Source organism: Parvimonas sp. M20 (genome assembly GCF_035282425.1).
Lineage (GTDB): Bacteria > Bacillota > Clostridia > Tissierellales > Peptoniphilaceae > Parvimonas.
Genome location: NZ_JAYKBQ010000050.1, coordinates 1 through 794 on the forward strand (window position 1 = coordinate 1; position 794 = coordinate 794).

The window sequence follows — 794 nt, forward strand, 5'->3', positions numbered from 1 at the left end:
TACCTTGCTTACTCTTCTATATCCATATCTTCCTTTAGATTCTTTTACTATATCTTTTATTCTTTCAATAATGTAAATCTCTTTTGAACTCATTTGTTTATTTAATTTTTCTTTCCACTCATAAAAAGAACTTTTATTTAGTTTAGCTACCTTTAACCATTGTAATATTGTAATTGATTTATATTCTTTTGCCTTGCTTAATTCAATTATCGCTTTCGCTTTCTCCTTGTTTTTAACTCTTTCTCCATAAGCAAGGGTTGAAGTTTTTTTTCATAAGCTATAGTCGCCTTTAAAAGGAGATTTTCTTCTCTTAGTCTTAAAAGTTCTTCTTTTTCACTTTCTTTTAAATTTTCTTTTCTTTTTTGTTCTTTTGGTATAGTTTTTTTCATTTTAGGCTTTCTTCCTTTTGCTTTACTATTTAAACCATCTAATCCACTTTCATTATATTTCTTTTGCCAATTAGCTATGATTGAATCATTTGTTATATCAAATTTAACAGCAGTTTCTCTAAAAGTTAGATTATTAGTTTTTCTATATTGTAATACAAACAGCTTAAAATTACTAGTATAATTTTTGTTTTTAAATTTTTTACTTATACCTTTAATACCATTATCAAAATACCAGTTTATCCAACTTTTGATTGTTGATAGTGGTATTTTATATTTTTTTGATAATTCAGATTGACTAATATTATTTTTCTCATATTCTTTAATTACTTTTATTTTTAATTTTATATCATATTTTGACATACAAAAACCCCCAAATCCTTTGTCCGGATTTAGGGGTTCACATCA

Annotated in this window: 1 protein-coding gene; it reads right to left on the bottom strand. The window is 24.7% G+C overall.

All coding sequences use genetic code 11. The features are described 5' to 3' along the window. Nucleotides 1-206 precede the first annotated feature (206 nt). Nucleotides 207-749 (bottom strand): helix-turn-helix domain-containing protein, encoded by a 543-nt coding sequence (locus VJI93_RS08295; RefSeq protein ID WP_324000465.1) that lies wholly within the window; start codon nt 747-749, stop codon nt 207-209. Nucleotides 750-794 lie beyond the last annotated feature (45 nt).

What these genes read in the sequence shown, in the direction of transcription:
- VJI93_RS08295 (WP_324000465.1), bottom strand. Translation starts at nt 749, where the DNA reads ATGTCAAAATATGATATAAAATTAAAAATAAAAGTAATTAAAGAATAT.